The following is a 15,117-nucleotide window of genomic DNA, read 5'->3' as shown; positions in this document are numbered from 1 at the left end:
GACATTCATCATCCAACAATAAGGGACCACCACCATGGCAAAAATCGGATTCATCGGCACTGGCATCATGGGCCATCCCATGGCGCAGAACCTGCAGAAAGCCGGCCACCAGCTGTTCCTGTCCGCCCACCACGACGCTCCCCCTGCCGACCTCGTGGCTGCCGGCGCGCTGGCCCTGGCCAACCCGCGCGAAGTGGCGCAGGAAGCCGAGTTCATCATCATCATGGTGCCCGACACCCCCCAGGTCGAGGACGTGCTGTTCCGTGACCAGGGCATCGCCAAAGGGCTGAGCAAGGGCAAGGTGGTCATCGACATGAGCTCCATCTCGCCGTCGGCCACCAAGGCCTTCGCCGCCAAAGTGAACGAGCGTGGCGCCCAGTATCTGGACGCACCGGTATCGGGGGGCGAGGTGGGCGCCAGGGCAGCGACGCTGAGCATCATGGTCGGCGGCGACCAGGACGCCTTCGACCGCGCCCTGCCGCTGTTCCAGAGCATGGGCAAGAACATCACCCGGGTAGGCGGCAACGGCGACGGCCAGACCGCCAAGGTGGCCAACCAGATCATCGTCGCCCTGAACATTCAGGCAGTGGCCGAAGCGTTGCTGTTCGCGGCGAAAAACGGCGCCGACCCGGCCAAGGTGCGCGAAGCGCTGATGGGAGGGTTTGCTTCGTCGAAGATTCTGGAAGTACACGGCGAGCGCATGATCAAGGGCACCTTCGACCCGGGCTTCCGCATCAGCCTGCACCAGAAGGACCTCAACCTGGCCCTGCAGGGCGCCCGCGAACTGGGCGTGAACCTGCCCAACACCGCCAACGCCCAACAGGTGTTCAGCACCTGCGCGGCCCTGGGCGGCAGCGGCTGGGACCATTCGGCGCTGATCAAGGGCCTGGAACACATGGCCAACTTCAGCATTCGCGACAACTGACCACCGTCCTTGCAGCGGACCTGGCCACGTCCTCGGTACACGCGGCGTGCCCGGGCCGCGTGCTACAAGCCGGCGGCGCGTATAAAACAACAACGATAACAACGACCGTGTCCAAGCCCTTCTGCCCCGACTGGGCCACCGCCCTGCTCAACGGCTTCAGCCAGGTGCTGCTGCAACGGCACCCGCTCTGCGGCCTGTGTTGCCTGCTGGCCATCCTGCTGTGCGCCCCCCAATCACTCGGTGGCGCGCTGCTGGGCGCCGCCACCGGCCTGCTCACTGCCCAACGCCGCGGCTACCCGCGCGAACACCGCCAGGCAGGCTTGTTCAGCTACAACGGTGTGCTCATTGGCCTGCTGTTCAGCCACTGGCTGCCATTGAACCTGACCCTGCCTTTGCTGATCATCGCCGCCAGCGGCCTGAGCAGCCTGCTGGTAGCACGCTGGCTGGCGGTCTGCGCGCGGCCTACCTGCCTGCCCGCCTATACCGCACCGTTCGTGCTCACTGGCTGGGCTGGCTGGGCCCTGGGGTGGGCCGTGGCACCGGAGGGGAGTACGCCACAGCCCTTCGCACTCAGCGATGCGCTCACGGGGCTAGGCCAGGTATTTTTACTCGCCAGTCCCGTGGCGGGCGCCCTGGTGCTGCTGGGCCTGTGGCTGGCGAACCGCCGCGCGGCCCTGTGGGCCCTGGCGGGTTCCGCCACGGGGCTGGCGTTTGCCTGGCTGCAAGGCGAACCACCCCTGCCGGGCCTTTACGGCTTCAACGCCGCCCTCGCTGCCCTGGCTTTCAGCGCCCAGCCCTTGCGCGCCGCCACCGCCCTGGTGCTGGCATTACTGCTGCAACCGGGCTTCGCCAGCCTGCCGTTACCCGCCCTGACCGCCCCCTTCATCCTCGCCTGCTGGCTGGTACAGGCCAGCGCGCGCTTGCTGCACGGCGAACCGGCCTTGCACAGGCAAAGGCAAACCCCCTAGGCTCTGTCCATCTTCTGGACCCGAGCCCTTATGGAAAACCCACGTACCCTGCGCGAAAAGCTCTACACCGTCATCTTCGAAAGCGACACCCGCGCCGGCCGACGCTTCGACACCACCGTGCTGCTGATCATCCTCGCCAGCCTGGTGCTGGTGGTGGTCGACAGCATCGAGAGCGTCCACCGCCAATACGCCGACCTGTTCGCCTACATCGAATGGGGCCTGACCACGATATTCGCCGTGGAGTACCTGCTGCGCCTGTACTGCTCCCCCAAGCCGGTGCGCTACGCGTTCAGTTTCTATGGCCTGGTGGACCTGCTGGCCATCGTGCCGGGCATCCTCGCCATCTACTACAGCGACGCCCAATACCTGATGATCGTGCGGGTGATACGCATGCTGCGCATCTTCCGGGTGCTCAAGCTGCGGCCCTACCTGAGCCAGGCCAATTACCTGTTGTCGGCGCTGCGCGGCAGCCGGCAGAAAATCATCGTGTTCCTGCTCACCGTGTCCACCCTGGTAACGGTGTTCGGCACGCTGATGTACGTGATCGAAGGCCCGGAACACGGGTTCACCAGCATTCCCATGGGCATCTACTGGGCCATCGTTACCCTGACCACCGTGGGCTTCGGCGACATCGTGCCCAAGACCCCGGTGGGGCAGATCATTTCCGCGCTGGTGATGATCACCGGTTACTCGATTATCGCCGTGCCCACCGGCATCTTCACCGCTGAACTGGCCAATGCCATGCGGGGCGAGCGCCAGCAACGCCCCTGCCCGGTGTGCGCCAAGGCCGACCATGACAGCGAGGCAGCATTCTGCTCGCGCTGCGGTAACGCCTTGTTCCGGAAAAGAGAATAAGCACCCCACTTTTAGATCTTTCGGGGCGCCTGACGGCCCGGCTATAGTTGCTGGCCAAATGCTTTCAACGACAACAACAGGACATCTGCCATGCATAAACTCTTGAGCGCTTCGTTGCTCGCCGCCGGCCTGGGGCTGGCCGGCCTGGCCCAGGCGGCGCCGCCGCTGCTGAACGTTTCCTACGACGTGATGCGCGACTTCTACAAGGACTACAACGCTGCGTTCCAGAAACACTGGCAGGCCGAGCACGCCGACGACAAGGTCACCGTGCAGATGTCCTTCGGTGGTTCCAGCAAACAGGCGCGCGCGGTGATCGACGGCCTGCCCGCCGACGTCATCACCATGAACATGGCCACCGACATCAATGCCCTGGCCGATAATGGCAAGCTGGTGCCCGACAACTGGGTGACACGCCTGCCCAATAACAGCGCGCCCTTTACCTCTGCCACGGTATTCATCGTGCGCAAGGGCAACCCCAAGGGTCTGAAGGACTGGAACGACCTGGTCAAGGATGGCGTGCAAGTGATCGTGCCCAACCCCAAGACCAGCGGCAACGGCCGCTACACCTACCTGTCGGCCTGGGGCTACGCGCTGAAGAACGGCGGTGACGAGAACAAGGCCAAGGCGTTCGTCGGCCAGCTGTTCAAGCACGTGCCGGTGCTGGACACCGGTGGCCGTGGCGCCACCACCACCTTCATGACCAACCAGATCGGCGACGTGCTGGTGACCTTCGAGAACGAAGCGGAAATGATTGCCCGCGAATTTGGCCGTGACAAGTTCGAGGTGATCTACCCCAGCGTCTCCGCCGAAGCCGAACCGCCCGTGGCCGTGGTCGACAAGGTGGTGGACAAGAAAGGCAGCCGGGCCCTGGCCGAGGCCTACCTGAAGTACCTGTGGTCGCCGGAGGGCCAGGACATTGCCGCGCAGAACTACTTGCGCCCGCGTGACCCGGCGGTGTTGGCCAAATACCAGGACCGCTTCCCCAAGGTCGACTTCCTGTCGGTGGAAAAGACCTTTGGCGACTGGCGCACCGTGCAGAAAACCCACTTTGCCGATGGTGGGGTGTTTGATCAGATCTATAGCCAGCAATAACCTGACGTGAGAGTCGTGTCGCGCTTTTCCCGCGCTTCGCCGGGTCCCACAGGGTAAACGAACCCTGCGGGAACGGCGCGACGCGAGGCCTACATCGGCGGCTTCAAGCCATTCTCGCCCGCGGAAATAGCCTTGGCCGTGTAGCTGCCATCCGCCGCTTTCTGCGCAAACAGCACGACCTTCACCCCAGGCTTCAGCAAGCTGCGATCAGCCGGCACCAGGTTCACCACCGGTACGTCATCCGGCACCAGGATCTTCTGCTCGCCGCCCTTGTACTTCACCGTGATGGTTCGCCCGTTCGCCACCACCAGGTCGCCGACGCTGCCGTTGGTCATGCTGCTGTTGCTGGCCAGGTCGAAGGCGCGGTGGCCATCACCAGTGCCGGCCATGGACGGCGGGAACACATGCACTTCCAGGGCCTTGAGGGTGCCGTCGGCCTGGGGCACGGCCGCGGAACCTACGTAACTGCCGGGCTTGATGTCAGCGATATTGGCCAACGTCACACCACGCACCTGGGTGTCGGCGGTGAGGTGTACCACCACGTCTTCGCCACGGTTGGTCTTGACTTGCAGGTCGTCACCGTTGACCGCGGTGATGGCGCCGCGCACGCCCGAGGGCGGGGCATCGGCGGCCTGCAGCCCGGCACTGGCAAACACCGCCAGGGCCAAGGTGGAAGCGCAGAACAGGCGTTTCATTGGCATCACGAACACTCCTTTGATGAGCGGGCCAGCGTGCGGATAGTTAGCTAGCGATCTATCCCGACTGTACCACTCATTCATCGAGAAGGGTCAGGCGGCCTCGCGTTCTTCATTCAACAGGGTGACACCGCCGTCAACGATCACTTCCAGGCCGTGGTCCGTACCCCAGCGCAGCAGTTGCGCCAGCAACAGCGAGTTGATCTCGCCGAACAGGTACAGGGTGTCCACCGGCTGCTCCAGCACCCAGCGGCCCAGGGCGGTGGCTTCCAGCGAGTCCTGGAAGTCGTGGGTGAATTCCGGTTCGCTGAAGCGTGGCTTCACCTCGATCACCGCGCTCGGTTGCGCACTGGATTGGCCGCTACCGACCCGCACATGGGCCAAAGGCAACTGCCCTACGCGCCAGTCGCGCAGCAGTTGGGTGAGCCGCACTTTGGCGCGTTGGGCCTTCATGTCCAGCCGGCCCTCGCTGGGCACTTCCAGGCGCTGGTTGAAGATCAGCCACAGGGCTTGGCGGCGCGGGGTCTTGAGCAGGATCTCGGCGTTGACCTTGGCCGCCCGCAGCGACAAGGCCAACACCAGCAACAAGGCAGTGGCCACCCAGCGCAGGCTACTCTCCCCCGCCGCCTGCACCACCAACGCCAGTGCCACGCAGCCCAGCCACAGGTAGTCGGCGCGCTTCCACGCCACCTCGCCCCAGCGGCCCAGGGAAATGCACAGCCAGCAGAACAGGCAATACAGGAACAGCGCCGCCACGGCCAACCAGCGCAGGTCATGGGCCAGGGCGAAAAGGTCGAACGCAGGGCTCAGCCAAGCGCTGACCACCCCCAGCAGCACCAGGGAAATCAGCGTGGGTAACAGGTAGGGTTTGTTGAAGAATTGCTTCATGGGTACCAGCCGAAATGTCCAGGGGCGTGCTGGCGTATCGGCTGAAGTGTTTGATTCTTTATGGAAAATTGGCGTTCGCGGGTGAAAGACCGGGGCGCCTGGAACCCGGCCAGGCCCGCTGCCAAAGGGTGTAGCAGCGGACCTGGCCGCGTCACGGGCGCCGCAAGGTCACTGGCTATGCAAGCGCCCCAACCCCGGCGGCACGCCACCGGTGTCGGTGCTCTGCCACGGCCCGCTCAGGCTGGTGGCCCAGGTCCAGTTGCCGTCCCAGCGGTAGTAGGTGCGCTGACGGTAGTAGGTGTCCGCCTGCCCTTCCAGGACATACACGCCCAGTTTCGGGTCCCAGTGGCTGGCACCGCCCGGCGGCGGGGCGAAGCTGGCCGAGGTGCGCGGCATGGGTTTGCTCGCCGGGGTACCCGGGGTCACCGGTAACGGCTTGCCGGGGCTTGGCGGTGCGGTCTGGGGCAGCGACGGGATGGTCGGCGCCGTGGGCTGCGGCTGCGGGTGGTGCACCGCGCAGGCACTGAGGCCCAGCACCAGGCTTAACAGGGAAACACGGGCAATGGCGTGCATGATCAGAGATCCGGGCTGTCGATGGTCAGGTTTTGCGGCGCGCTGGTGCTGCTGGCCAGGGGCTGGCTGCGGCCAACCCATTCGCCCTTGGTCGGCTGGCCGGCACGGGACACGCGCGCCACCAGTTGGACCTCGGGGAAGTTGGACAGTTTCAGCTGCGGCATCATCGCATCGCTGTCGCTGAGCTCGACACTGGCGGGCAGATCAGCCACGGTCAGGCGTTTGACCGCCAGGGGCATGGGCGGCCCGGACGACGCACGGGCAAACACGAACACGCTGTCACCCGGCTGCACCTTGGCCTTGAGGCCAGCACCCAGGTCGACATTGACCTTGAGCAGCGCCGCGCTTTTCACCACAGGGGCAGCGGCAAGACTGCCGCCGCTGGCGGTGATGCGCTCGGCCGCGCGCTGGATGCCACCTTGCAGGGCCGCACGGGACGGGTCGTCGGCCGGCAGCAAGGCCAGCAGGCGTTGCCAGTAGTCCACCGCTTCCTGGTAGCGCTGGCCCTCGAACGCGGCAATGCCGCGCAAGCCCAGGCTGGTCACTTCCTTGGGGTCGGCCTTGAGGGCTTCATCGGTGAGGGCCTGGATCTCGGGCGACCACTGCTTGTCGCTGGCGAAATACTCGGCCTGGGCCAGTTGCCCCAGCAGTTCCGGCTGACGCCCGGCCACGGCCAGGGTACGCTGGAAAATGCGCGCGGCGTCGGCCGGGCGGTTCTGCGACATGTAGGTGCGGCCAAGGAAGAACAGGCCTTCGGCGGAGTCTGGCTGGGCAGCCACGGCGCGTTCCAGGCGGCTGGTCATCTCGGCCATGGAAGCGGGCGGCGTGGCGAATTCACGGGTCAGCTCGACCTTGTCGCTTGCACCGAAATGCAGGTACAGGCCCAGGGCCGCCACGGGTACCAGCACGGCCGCCAGCAACGGCAGTGGCCGGCCCAGGCGTGACACCCGGCCCTGGTCGGCACCTTCGGTATCGGCCAGCAATTCCCGGCCGGCCTCGGCGCGGCCCGCCTCCAGTTGTTCGGCGCTGAGCACGCCCTCTTCCCGTTGCGCCGCCAGTTCGGCGATGCGTTCCTGGTACAGGGCCACGTTCAGGGCGGTACGGTCTTCTTCCTGTTGGGCACGACGGCCGCGCACCACGGGTATCAGCAAAAAGCCCAGGGCAACCAGCAACAGCAGCCCTACGGCGAGCCAGAAATCAATCATGGGTGGTCTTTATCCAGCAGGGTAGCGAGGCGCGCGCGCTCTTCGGGGGACAGATCAGGTTCAGCGGCAAGGCCGGTGTGCTTGCGGCGGCGCACGATCAGCAAGATCACGCCCACACCGCCCACCAGCAATACGCCGGGGCCGAACCACAGCAACCAGGTACGGGCGGTCAGCGCGGGCTTGTAGCGCACGAACTCGCCATAACGGTCGACCATGAACTCGACGATCTGCGGGTTGGTCTTGCCTTCACCCAGCATGCGGAAAATTTCCCGGCGCAGGTCGGCGGCAATCGGCGCATTGGAGTCGGCGATGTCCTGGTTCTGGCACTTGGGGCACCGCAGTTCCTGGGTCAGTTCGCGGTAACGGTCGCGCTCGGCGTCGTTGGCGAACTGGTAGGTGTCGATGGCCGCCTGGGCCACGCCGGCCAGGCCCAGGGCCAGGCCGACCGCTGCCAGCCAGCGCCTCATGGCCGGGCCTCGTCGACCAGGCCCTGGTACTGGCTGGCCAACTGCTCGCGCCACACCGTGTCGTCGATCACGCCCACATGCTTGTAGCGGATCACACCCTTGGCATCGATCAGGAAGGTTTCCGGCGCGCCGTACACGCCCAGGTTCAGGCCCAGGCCACCCTGCTCGTCATTGATGTTGATCTGGTAGGGGTTGTGGAAGTCCTGCAGCCACTTCAGCGCGGCACCGTTGTCATCCTTGTAGTTGACCCCGTAGATCACCACGCCCTGCTGGGCCAGCCGGGTCAGCACCGGGTGCTCGACGCGGCAGGAAATGCACCAGGTGCCCCATACGTTGACCAACGCCGGCTTGCCCTTGAGGTCGGCCTCGGTCAGGGGCTTGCCATCCTGTACCGAGGGCAGCGAGAACGCCGGGAAGGGCTTGCCGATCATCGCCGAGGGCAGCTCGGACGGGTCAAGGTACAAGCCACGGTAGAGGAACACCGCCACTACCAGAAACAGTGCCAGGGGCACCAACAACATCCAGCGCTTCATGCCGCTGCTCCATCCAGACCCAACACATCACGCACCTTGGCGCGCACCTTGACCCGATAGCGCCGGTCGGTCGCCGCCAATGCGCCGCCCAGGGCGGTCAACAGGCCGCCGAACCAGATCCAGCGCACGAACGGTTTGACGTGCACGCGAACCGCCCAGGCACCGTTTTCCAGCGGCTCACCCAGCGCGACATACAAATCGCGGGTGAAACCGGCGTCGATGCCCGCTTCCGTCATCATCGACTGCTGCACGGTATACAGGCGTTTTTCCGGGTACAGCACGGTCACGTCACGGCCGTCCTTGCTGACACGCATGGTGCCGCGGTCGGAGGTGAAGTTCGGGCCGCGGTAGTGCTGCGCCCCGTCGAAAATGAAGTGGTAACCGGCCAGGTCCATGGACTCGCCCGGCGCCATGCGCAGGTCGCGCTGGGCACTGTGGCTGCTGGACAGCACCACGCCCAGGGCGCACACCGCGATACCCAGGTGGGCCACGTGCATGCCCCAGTAGCTGCGGGTCAGGCCTCGTGCCCCCTTGACCAGGCCTTTGTGGCGGGTCTTGTCGAACAGGTCGCGCACGCCGGCCAGCAGCACCCAGGCCGCGAGGGCGAACACGGTGAGAATGGCCCAGTCGAAATTGGCCACCAGCAGCCCGCCAATGGGCGCCAGCACCACGGCGCCGATCAGCACCGGGGTGAGCATGCCGCGCAACCACTGCAGCGGCGTGTCTTTCCAGCGCACCAGCACGCCTACCGCCATCACCACCATGAGGATGCCCATCAGTGGCACGAACAGCGCGTTGAAGTACGGCGGGCCCACCGATAGCTTGGCGCCGCTGATGGCGTCCAGCACCAGTGGGTACAGGGTGCCCAGCAGAATCATCGAGGCGGCCACCACCAGCACCAGGTTATTGCCCAGCAGCAGGGTTTCGCGCGACCACAGCCCGAAGCCTACGTGGCTCTTGACCACCGGGGCGCGCACGGCGAACAGGGTCAGCGAGCCGCCCACCACGCACAGCAGGAAGATCAGGATGAACACCCCTCGCGCCGGGTCGGAGGCGAAGGCGTGTACCGAGGTCAGCACGCCGGAGCGCACCAGGAAGGTACCCAGCAGGCTCAGGGAGAAAGCAGCGATGGCCAGCAACACGGTCCAGCTCTTGAACACGCCACGTTTTTCGGTGACGGCCAGGGAATGAATCAGCGCGGTGCCCACCAGCCACGGCATGAAGGAGGCGTTCTCCACCGGGTCCCAGAACCACCAGCCACCCCAGCCCAGTTCGTAGTAAGCCCACCACGACCCCAGGGTGATACCGAAACCCAGGAAGCTCCAGGCAACGATGGTCCAGGGCCGCGACCAGCGCGCCCAGGCCGCGTCCAGCCGGCCACCCAGCAAGGCAGCGATGGCGAAGGCAAAGGCCACCGAGAAGCCCACGTAGCCCATGTACAGCATGGGCGGGTGAATGATCAGGCCCGGGTCCTGCAGCAATGGGTTGAGGTCAGCGCCGTTGGCCGGCACTTGCGGCAGTATGCGTGCGAAGGGGTTGGACGTCAGGATCAGGAACAGCAAAAAGCCGGTGCTGATCATGCCCATCACCGCCAGTACGCGGGCCAGCATCACTTGCGGCAGTTGCCGGGAAAACACCGACACCGCGAAGGTCCAGCCCCCCAGGATCAGTGCCCACAACAGCAGTGAACCTTCATGGGCGCCCCATACCGCGCTGAATTTGTAGTACCAGGGCAAGGCACTGTTGGAGTTGTTCGCCACGTAGCCGACGGAAAAATCGTCAGTCATGAAGCTGTAGGTCAGGCCGCCAAACGCGAACAGCAGGAAGGCGAATTGCCCCCAGGCCGCGGGCTGGGCCAGGCCCATCCACTGCCGGTCGCCGCGCCAGGCGCCAAACAGCGGGACAGTGGCCTGTACCAGGGCAAAGCACAGGGCCAGGATCATGGCCAGGTGGCCGAGTTCGGGAATCATTGCTTCAACCTTCCTTGATGGGCGCGGGCCCGGCACCGGAAGCGGACTGGCCGCTATCCTTGAGGGCCTTGGTGACCTCGGGCGGCATGTATTTCTCGTCGTGCTTGGCCAGGATCTGGTCAGCCACCACCACGCCATCGGCATTGAGCTTGCCGAGGGCAACGATGCCCTGGCCCTCGCGGAACAGGTCCGGAAGAATGCCGCGGTAAGTGATGGTCACGTTCTTGTTGAAGTCGGTGACCACGAAGCGCACGTCCAGCGAGTCGGCCGAGCGTACCAGCGAGCCCTTTTCCACCATGCCGCCAGCGCGGATGCGGGTGCCGGGCGGGGCTTCGCCGTTGGCGATCTGGGTGGGGGTGTAGAACAGGTTGATGTTTTCCTGCAGCGCGCTCAGCGCCAGGCCGACGGCCACGCCCAGGCCGGCCAGCAGGCCGACGATGATCAACAGACGTTTCTTGCGCAGCGGATTCACTTGCCTTTCTCCCGGCGCAGACGGCGCGCCTCTTCCTGCAGATAGCGTCGACGGGCCAGCAGCGGCGCGGCGATATTGTTCACCAGCACTACCAGGCAGATGCCGTAGGCCGACCAGACGTAAGCGCCATGATGGCCCATGGCGATGAAATCACCGAATGAAGCGAAATTCATGCGCCTGCCTCCCGGCCCAGCGCCTGGGCCACTTCGGCCTTGGCCCAACTGCTGCGCGCCTCACGCTTGAGCACTTCCAGGCGCATGCGCATCAGCAGCACGGCGCCGAAGAAACAGTAGAAACCCAAAGCGGTGAACACCAGCGGCAGCCACATTTCGGCAGGCATGGCCGGTTTTTCCGTGAGGCTGAAGGTAGCGCCCTGGTGCAGGGTGCTCCACCACTGTACCGAGTACTTGATGATCGGGATGTTCACCACGCCCACCAGCGCCAGCACCGCACAGGCCTTGGCGGCGCTGTCGCGGTTGGTGATGGCATGGCCCAGGGCAATCAGGCCCACGTAGAGGAACAGCAAAATCAGCATCGAGGTCAGGCGAGCGTCCCACACCCAGAACGTGCCCCAGGTCGGTTTGCCCCAGATGGAGCCGGTGAGCAGTGCCAGGGCGGTCATCCACGCCCCGATGCGCGCGCCGCACTGCAAGGCGATGTCGGCGATCTTCATTTTCCACACCAGGCCTATCAGGCCGGCGACGGCGATCATGACGTAGCACGACTGGGCCAGCATGGCCGCCGGTACATGGATATAGATGATGCGGAAGCTATTGCCCTGCTGGTAGTCCGGCGGTGCGAACGCCAGGCCCCAGACCACGCCCACGGTCAGCAACAGCGCAGCGGCGATGCCAAGCCAGGGCAGCAGGCGGCCGCTGATGCCATAGAACCACTTCGGCGAGCCGAGCTTGTGAAACCACGTCCAACTGATCACGCTGCTATTCATCACGGTACATCCTGAATCATCGCCAGCCCTCATGGGGGCTGGCCTCATTATTCGCCGACACTGATCTTCAGGCCAGCGGCTATCGCAAAAGGTGTCAGGGTGACCGCAAGCGCGGTCAGGCTACCCAGCCACAACAGGTAACCGGCGGTCGGCATGCCTTGCAGGGCAGCCTGCAGGGCGCCGCTGCCAAGAATCAACACCGGTATGTACAACGGCAGTATCACCAGCGCCAGCAACAGGCCGCCGCGCTTGAGCCCCACGGTAAGGGCCGCGCCCACCGCGCCCAACAGGCTGAGCACCGGCGTGCCCAGCAACAGCGACGCCAGCAGCACCGGCAGGCACGCCACGGGCAAGCCCAGCATCAGCGCCAGCAAGGGCGACAGCACCACCAGCGACAGGCCGGAAAACGACCAGTGCGCCAGTACCTTGGCCAGCACCAGCAAGGGCAACGGGTGCGGGGACAGCACCCACTGTTCCAGGGAGCCGTCTTCGAAATCGCTGCGAAACAGGCCGTCCAGGGACAGCAGCACCGACAACAGCGCCGCCACCCACACCAGCCCCGGCGACAAGGTCCGCAGCAATTGCGCCTCGGGGCCGACCGCCAGGGGGAAAAGGGCGATGACGATGGCAAAGAATACCAGTGGATTGGCCAGTTCGGCGGGGCGGCGTACCAGCAATCGCGCTTCGCGCTTGATCAGGGTGGTGAAAACGCCGCTCATGCCGCCCACCGCGCCAGGTCCAGTTCACGGTAGCCGGAAGGCATCGTGGTCAGTGCATGGTGGGTCGTGAGCACAACCATGCCGCCGTTTTCGCAATGGGCCGCCAGGTGGCCTTCCAGTTGCGCCACGCCATGCTTGTCCAGCGCGGTGAAGGGTTCGTCGAGAACCCACAAGGGGGGCGCCGGCAGGTACAGCCTCGCCAGGGCCACCCGACGCTGCTGGCCGGCCGACAAGGTATGGCAAGGGACGTCTTCGAAACCGTGCAGGCCGACTGCCGCCAGTGCCTGCCAGATTGCCTCCCGCGAAGCCGGCTGGTGCAAGGCGCACAGCCAGGTGAGGTTTTCCTCGGCGGTGAGCACATCCTTGATACCCGCCGCGTGGCCGATCCACAGGAGCATGCGCGCCAGCGCCGTGCCCTGCCCCGCCAGCGGCTGGCCGCCCAGCAGCACCTGGCCGGCGGTAGGCTGCATCAGCCCGGCCAGCAAGCGCAGCAGGCTGGTCTTGCCGCTGCCATTGGGGCCACTGACCTGCAGCATGTCGCCAGGGCGCACACTCACGTCGAGCTGCTCGAACAGCATCCGCCAGTCACGCTCGCACGCCAGCGCCTGGGCTTGGAGATGAGGAGTCAATCGAAGGCCTTAATCATTCGGATGAAGGGTAGCGACGACGGCTCAAGTCGACGCGCGGTTTGCCGTTATGCTGGCAATGGCGTACGTCTTGCAGCGGTTGCAGGCCTGCCCACTCTGTATACGAGTTTTGATAAAGTTGGTGCGGCATTATACATACCGACTCCCGTTGCCATCATGGCAATTTCCACAGGCCCGTTCATGACCCCTGACATCACCAGCGTCTCTACCCTGCAGCCCACGCCGGCCGCGCTGCGCCCCGCGGCCAGCGGTGCGGATACGCTCAAGCTGCTGACCTCGCTGGAAGGTCTGCTGAACGTGGGGGACAGCGCCTCGGGGCAAGTGCTGTCGAGCAAGGCCGGCGGGCCAGGGCAGCCCTTCCAGGTGGTGCTGGCCCTGACCACCGCCAGCGGCGAACAGGCCACGGTGGTGGCCAGCAGCAAGCAGGCCCTGCCCCAGGGCACCCAGGTGACGCTCACGCAACTGCCCTCGGGCACCGTCGGTGTCGCGGTGCAACAGGGCAAAGCCAACGCCGTGGCCACCCTCACCCAACTGGATATGCGCCAATTGCCCGTGGGCACGTTGGTACAAGGCAAGGTGCTGAGCAGTGAGCTGGTGAACCAGGGCGCCAGCTACCGTTCGCTGGTGACCCTGCTGAACACCGCCATGGCCGGCAGTACCCTGGAAATCGACAGCCCGGGCCCGTTAAGGGTCGGCAGCCTGCTCAGCGCCCAGGTCCAGGGCGCCCAGAGCCTGAACTTCGTACCCTTGAGCGGCCGCCTGGAACAGTTGGCCGTGAACCAGCAGTTGCAGAGCCAGCAAAGCCGCCAGGGTTCCCTGGAAGGTTTGCTGGCGGCCCTGCAGAACCTGGGAGACAGCAGCGAGGTGGGTGATGACTTGCGCGCCAGTGCCAACCGCCTGCTGGCCAGCCTGCCGGACATACGCCAACTGACCGACGCTCGCGGCGTGGCCCAGGCGCTGAATGCCAGCGGCCTGTTCATGGAGGCCCAACTGTTGACGCCCCAGGCCGGCGCGCTGCCCGATGATTTGAAAAGCAGCCTGTTGCGCCTGGTGGCGCAAATTCTGCCAAACCTGCCGGGCAGCGCACCCTTCAACCCTGCCGAGGCCGCCAAGGCCCTGGCCAGCGCCCTGCCAGGCTACGTGCGCAGCGCCCTGGGCACCTTGGGCCAGGTGGGTGAGAAACCGGCCACCAGCAACTTTCCACTGCCCTCGCGGCTGCTGGGCGGGCTGGACGGCGACAACGACTTGCAGCAACTGCTGCGCCTGGCGTCGGCGGCGGTATCGCGCTTGCAGAGCCACCAACTGTCGAGCCTGGAGCAGAGCGGCATGAGTGAGGACGGCAAGCTCCTCACCACCTGGCAGCTGGAAATTCCCATGCGCAACCAGCAGGACATCGTGCCATTGCAGGTAAGGGTACAGCGCGAAGACGAACCCAAGGAACAGCACCCGCCAACCCCGGAGCAACGAGACCCACTCTGGCGGGTGGAACTGGCATTCGACCTCGATCCGCTGGGGCCGCTGCAAATTCAGGCACAACTGCTGCGCGGCAGCCTCAGCGGCCAGTTGTGGGCCGAATGGCCGCACACCGCGCGGCTGATCGACAGCCAGCTCGACAGCCTGCGCCAGCGCCTGCTGGCCCAGGGCCTGGAGGTGACCGACCTGCAATGCAAGCAAGGCACGCCGCCCCAGGGGCCACGCACACAGTTGGAGCAACGCTGGGTGGATGAAACCGCATGACCGACAAAGCCCCCCGCCAAGCCATCGCCCTGACCTACGACGGCCAGCAGGCCCCCACGTTGAGTGCCAAGGGCGACGACGAACTGGCCGAAGCCATCCTGGCCATGGCCCGCGAATACGAAGTGCCTATCTATGAGAATGCCGAGCTGGTGAAACTGCTGGCGCGGCTGGAGCTGGGCGACAGCATTCCCGAGGCGCTATACCGCACCATTGCCGAGATCATCGCGTTTGCGTGGAACCTGAAGGGAAAGTACCCGCAAGGCTTCGACCCCAGCCCGGCGCCGCTGGAGCGCGATATCACGCCTGGCGGCTGAGTGGCTGTACCGTCAGGACCGGGCGCTGCGGCACGTCAGGTGGAACGCGGCGCGGCCTTCCCGAGCTTCGCCCGGTCCCACAAGGTAATTCCCACCACCGCCGCCATCCTC

General features: G+C 65.4%; 18 protein-coding genes. 6 read left to right on the top strand and 12 right to left on the bottom strand.

Annotated features, from left to right (window positions below; genetic code table 11):
- The first annotated feature begins 34 nt into the window (after positions 1-34).
- From QBK88_RS11380 to QBK88_RS11365, 4 genes are all read left to right on the top strand, one after another.
- Positions 35-925 carry a 2-hydroxy-3-oxopropionate reductase gene (locus QBK88_RS11380; RefSeq protein WP_277962113.1) on the top strand — a complete coding sequence of 297 codons (891 nt, stop codon included), beginning with the start codon at positions 35-37 and terminating at the stop codon, positions 923-925.
- 107 nt (positions 926-1,032) lie between these two features.
- Positions 1,033-1,893: an urea transporter gene (locus QBK88_RS11375; RefSeq protein ID WP_277962112.1), complete on the top strand. Its 861-nt coding sequence runs from the start codon at positions 1,033-1,035 to the stop codon at positions 1,891-1,893.
- 30 nt (positions 1,894-1,923) lie between these two features.
- The gene (locus tag QBK88_RS11370) at positions 1,924-2,748 is read left to right on the top strand and encodes an ion transporter (protein ID WP_277962111.1); all 825 of its coding nucleotides are present in this window, start codon (positions 1,924-1,926) and stop codon (positions 2,746-2,748) included.
- A 90-nt stretch (positions 2,749-2,838) separates the two neighbouring features.
- The gene (locus QBK88_RS11365; RefSeq protein ID WP_277962110.1) at positions 2,839-3,840 is read left to right on the top strand and encodes a sulfate ABC transporter substrate-binding protein; all 1,002 of its coding nucleotides are present in this window, start codon (positions 2,839-2,841) and stop codon (positions 3,838-3,840) included.
- An 89-nt stretch (positions 3,841-3,929) separates the two neighbouring features.
- On the opposite strand, the gene QBK88_RS11360 is transcribed toward QBK88_RS11365, so the two are convergent.
- The 12 genes from QBK88_RS11360 to ccmA all read right to left on the bottom strand — a co-directional run bounded on the left by QBK88_RS11360 (position 3,930) and on the right by ccmA (position 12,937).
- A complete protein-coding gene (locus QBK88_RS11360) occupies positions 3,930-4,535 on the bottom strand; it encodes a DUF5666 domain-containing protein (protein WP_445764925.1) in 606 nt (201 codons plus the stop codon).
- Between the two features lie 93 nt (positions 4,536-4,628).
- Positions 4,629-5,423 (bottom strand): hypothetical protein, encoded by a 795-nt coding sequence (locus QBK88_RS11355; RefSeq protein ID WP_277962109.1) that lies wholly within the window; start codon positions 5,421-5,423, stop codon positions 4,629-4,631.
- A gap of 168 nt (positions 5,424-5,591) precedes the next feature.
- Entirely contained in the window at positions 5,592-5,996 is a 405-nt protein-coding gene (locus tag QBK88_RS11350) for a hypothetical protein (protein ID WP_277962108.1), read from the bottom strand.
- 2 nt (positions 5,997-5,998) lie between these two features.
- Complete coding sequence (ccmI, locus tag QBK88_RS11345; protein ID WP_277962107.1) at positions 5,999-7,201, bottom strand: c-type cytochrome biogenesis protein CcmI; 1,203 nt, start codon at positions 7,199-7,201, stop codon at positions 5,999-6,001.
- Positions 7,198-7,668 (bottom strand): cytochrome c-type biogenesis protein, encoded by a 471-nt coding sequence (locus QBK88_RS11340; protein ID WP_277962106.1) that lies wholly within the window; start codon positions 7,666-7,668, stop codon positions 7,198-7,200. Before QBK88_RS11340 ends, ccmI begins: the two co-directional genes overlap by 4 nt.
- Positions 7,665-8,201, bottom strand: a complete 537-nt coding sequence (locus tag QBK88_RS11335; RefSeq protein WP_277962105.1) for a DsbE family thiol:disulfide interchange protein — start codon at positions 8,199-8,201, stop codon at positions 7,665-7,667. Before QBK88_RS11335 ends, QBK88_RS11340 begins: the two co-directional genes overlap by 4 nt.
- Entirely contained in the window at positions 8,198-10,171 is a 1,974-nt protein-coding gene (locus tag QBK88_RS11330) for a heme lyase CcmF/NrfE family subunit (RefSeq protein WP_277962104.1), read from the bottom strand. The genes QBK88_RS11335 and QBK88_RS11330 overlap by 4 nt, the downstream gene beginning before the upstream one ends.
- Positions 10,172-10,175: 4 nt before the next feature.
- Positions 10,176-10,643, bottom strand: a complete 468-nt coding sequence (gene ccmE / locus QBK88_RS11325; RefSeq protein ID WP_277962103.1) for a cytochrome c maturation protein CcmE — start codon at positions 10,641-10,643, stop codon at positions 10,176-10,178.
- Entirely contained in the window at positions 10,640-10,816 is a 177-nt protein-coding gene (gene ccmD / locus QBK88_RS11320; RefSeq protein ID WP_268149706.1) for a heme exporter protein CcmD, read from the bottom strand. Before ccmD ends, ccmE begins: the two co-directional genes overlap by 4 nt.
- Positions 10,813-11,577, bottom strand: a complete 765-nt coding sequence (locus tag QBK88_RS11315; protein WP_277962211.1) for a heme ABC transporter permease — start codon at positions 11,575-11,577, stop codon at positions 10,813-10,815. The genes ccmD and QBK88_RS11315 overlap by 4 nt, the downstream gene beginning before the upstream one ends.
- A gap of 59 nt (positions 11,578-11,636) precedes the next feature.
- Entirely contained in the window at positions 11,637-12,308 is a 672-nt protein-coding gene (gene ccmB / locus QBK88_RS11310) for a heme exporter protein CcmB (protein WP_277962102.1), read from the bottom strand.
- Entirely contained in the window at positions 12,305-12,937 is a 633-nt protein-coding gene (gene ccmA / locus QBK88_RS11305; protein ID WP_277962101.1) for a cytochrome c biogenesis heme-transporting ATPase CcmA, read from the bottom strand. The genes ccmB and ccmA overlap by 4 nt, the downstream gene beginning before the upstream one ends.
- A gap of 198 nt (positions 12,938-13,135) precedes the next feature.
- Between ccmA and fliK the strand changes: the two genes are divergently transcribed.
- Both fliK and QBK88_RS11295 read left to right on the top strand, forming a co-directional pair.
- Positions 13,136-14,692 carry a flagellar hook-length control protein FliK gene (gene fliK, locus QBK88_RS11300; protein ID WP_277962100.1) on the top strand — a complete coding sequence of 519 codons (1,557 nt, stop codon included), beginning with the start codon at positions 13,136-13,138 and terminating at the stop codon, positions 14,690-14,692.
- On the top strand, positions 14,689-15,006 hold the full coding sequence (locus QBK88_RS11295) for an EscU/YscU/HrcU family type III secretion system export apparatus switch protein (RefSeq protein WP_277962099.1): 318 nt from the start codon (positions 14,689-14,691) through the stop codon (positions 15,004-15,006). The genes fliK and QBK88_RS11295 overlap by 4 nt, the downstream gene beginning before the upstream one ends.
- The last annotated feature ends 111 nt before the right edge of the window (positions 15,007-15,117 follow it).

This window comes from Pseudomonas sp. RIT-To-2 (genome assembly GCF_029623465.1).
Lineage (GTDB): Bacteria > Pseudomonadota > Gammaproteobacteria > Pseudomonadales > Pseudomonadaceae > Aquipseudomonas > Aquipseudomonas silvicola.
This window is presented reverse-complemented; position numbering and strand designations above follow the sequence as displayed.